The 2,720-nt window shown below is 64.4% G+C and carries 3 protein-coding genes; all 3 read left to right on the plus strand.

Features of this window, described 5'->3' with window-relative positions; all coding sequences use genetic code 11:
- Positions 1-389 (plus strand): aminopeptidase N C-terminal domain-containing protein (locus ACEW8G_RS16625; protein ID WP_373489506.1); only part of this gene is annotated, 389 nt, incomplete at its 5' end.
- A 218-nt stretch (positions 390-607) separates the two neighbouring features.
- On the plus strand, positions 608-1,378 hold the full coding sequence (gene pgeF, locus ACEW8G_RS16630) for a peptidoglycan editing factor PgeF (protein ID WP_373489507.1): 771 nt from the start codon (positions 608-610) through the stop codon (positions 1,376-1,378).
- A 47-nt stretch (positions 1,379-1,425) separates the two neighbouring features.
- Positions 1,426-2,720, plus strand: a 1,295-nt coding sequence (locus ACEW8G_RS16635; protein ID WP_373489508.1) for a DASS family sodium-coupled anion symporter, incomplete at its 3' end; no start/stop codon positions are given.

Raw genomic sequence — 2,720 nt, forward strand, 5'->3', positions numbered from 1 at the left:
GCAATGCGCTGGTGATCGACAAATGGTTCTCGTTGCAGTCCGGGTCGATGCATCCGCAGGTTTACGAGCAGACACTGGCGTTGATGAAGCATCAGGACTTTACGCTCACCAACCCCAACCGGGTGCGTGTGCTCTACTGGCCGTTTGTCGGCAACCAGGTGGCATTTCACCACGGAAGCGGGCGAGGTTATACTATGCTCACCGATCTGATCATCGCGCTCGACCCGATCAATCCGCAGACCGCCGCGCGGTTCATTGCACCACTCGGCCGCTGGCGTCGCTTTGACGAGGCACGCGCCACGCTGATGCGCGCGGCGCTTGAGCGCATCCTCGCGCAGCCCGGCCTGTCGAAGGATACCACCGAACAGGTGGTCAAGAGCCTGGGATGAAGTGCCAACCTTGGCGGGCGCGTTGCAAACCTTCTCCCTTGATGGGAGAAGGATACGCAGCCTTGCCGAGCGCAGCGAGGCTAGGCGCAGTTGGATGAGGGTGAGCGGCGTATCGCTACGGTTGCATTCACCCTCACCCAGCTTCAACTAATTCGCTGCGCTCATAAGTCTGCGCAGCCCTCTCCCATCGAGGGAAAGGGGTAAATCGGGAAAGCGCTTTGAAGGACACCATCCCCCTGCTTACCTCCCCCGCGCTCGGCGACCTACCTCACGGCTTCACCGGTCGGCGCGGCGGGGTGTCGACTGGCATTGTCGCTGGCCTCAACGTCGGTCTTGGATCGCACGACGATCCGGCAGCCGTGCACGAAAACCGGCGACTGGCCGCATCCGCGATCCTGCCCGGTGCGGCATTGGTTACGCTGCATCAGGTGCACAGCGCCGATGTCATCCATGTGACCGAACCCATCCCGGTAGACGCGCGGCCCAGGGCTGATGCTATGGTCACCGACCGGCCCGGCTTGCTTCTGGGCGTGCTGGGCGCGGATTGCCCGCCGATCCTGTTTGCCGACGTCCGCGCGCAAATCATCGGCGCAGCGCATTCGGGCTGGAAGGGTGCGTTTGCGGGCGTCGGCGAGGCGACCGTGGCTGCAATGGAGTGGCTCGGCGCCGACCGTACCCACATCGCCGCCGCCATCGGCCCGTGCATCCAGCAGAAAAGCTATGAGGTCGACGCCGGCTTTTTTGAGCGCTTCGCTCAGGCCGATGCCGCCAACGAGCGCTTCTTTCGCGAAGGCAAGCCCGGTCATTACCAATTCGATCTGGAAGGCTATATCGCTGCACGGGTTGCCGCGTTCGGCATCGGCACGGTGCATTGCTCTGGCATGGACACCTATGGCAATGAAGCGGACTATTTCAGCTTTCGCCGGGCCACCCACCGGGGCGAGCCCGATTACGGGCGGCAACTGGGGGCCATAGGGCTGGTAGACTAGTTTCTCCTCACCCGTTTGCGGGAGGGGAGATTGATGAGGGGCAGGTTTTGCGCAACATCTGGGGTTTGATCGCTGGCGCGGCGGGCTTTGCGCTCACCTTGATCACCCCGGGGCCGGCGGGCATGGAGCCGCAGGCGTGGAGCACCGCAGGCCTCGTGTTCTGGATGGCGGTATGGTGGATGACGCAAGCCGTGCCGCTGACCGTCACCGCGCTGCTGCCTTTCATCGTGCTGCCGCTGACCGGGGTGATGAGCGCCAATGACACGGCGTCCGAATATTATTCGCCGATCCTGTTCCTGATTCTCGGCGGCGCATTCATTGCGCTGGCCATCGAGCGGGTCGGGCTGCACCGGCGGCTGGCGCTGGCGATCATCAACCAGTCGGGCCAAACGTCGACGCAGCTGCTGGTCGCCTTTATGATCGCCACTGCCGCGCTGTCGCTGCTGATTTCGAACACCTCGACCGCGCTGATCATGGTGCCGATTGCCAGCGCGGTGCTGCTTGCTGGCGGGCTGGCCGACAAGGAAACCGAGGGTTTTGCCGGGGCATTGATGATGGGCATCGCCTTTGCCGCCTCGATTGGCGGGCTGGGCACTTTGGTGGGATCGCCCACCAATGCGATTGCGGCGGGTCTGCTCAACAAGACCTTGGGCATGGACATCGGCTTTCTGTCATGGGCGGCCTATGGCATGCCGATCGTGATCCTCGGCATCCCGATCTGTGCGTTCATCGTCGCGCGGGTGCAAAGGCTTGGCAGCCACCCGTTCGATGTCGACACCGCGCGCGCCGCGATTGCCCAGCAAGATGCGTGGAGCGTGCCCGAAAAGCGCCTCGTGCCGGTGATCGCGCTTGTGGTGATCGCCTGGATGCTGCAGCCATGGCTCAGCGGCCTGCTGCCCGCAGGCGCGCTGACCGATGGCAGCGTCGCGATCATCGGCGGCATCGCCTTGTTCATCCTGCCCGACGGCACCGGGAGGCCGCTGCTCACATGGCCAGAGGCGAACCGCGCACCATGGGACGTGATCATGATGTTCGGCGGCGGGCTGGCGCTGGCCGCCGGGATCATCGCATCGGGGCTGGATATCTGGCTGGGCACCGCGCTTGAGCCGTTGGCGGCGGTGCCGCTGATCGTGCTGGCCTTCGCATTGGTAGCGCTGGTCATCCTGATCACCGAATTTGCCAGCAATGTCGCCACCGCAAGCGGCGTGATGCCCGTGGTCGCCAGCCTGATCGTCGCGCTGGGGGTCGATCCGGTGCTGCTGGCGATGCCGGTGGCGATGGCCGCGAGCTGGGGCTTCATGCTGCCATCGGGCACCGGCCCCAATGCCATCGCCTGGGCCAG

This window comes from Blastomonas sp. (genome assembly GCF_041747255.1).
In the GTDB taxonomy this organism is placed as follows: Bacteria; Pseudomonadota; Alphaproteobacteria; order Sphingomonadales; family Sphingomonadaceae; genus Blastomonas.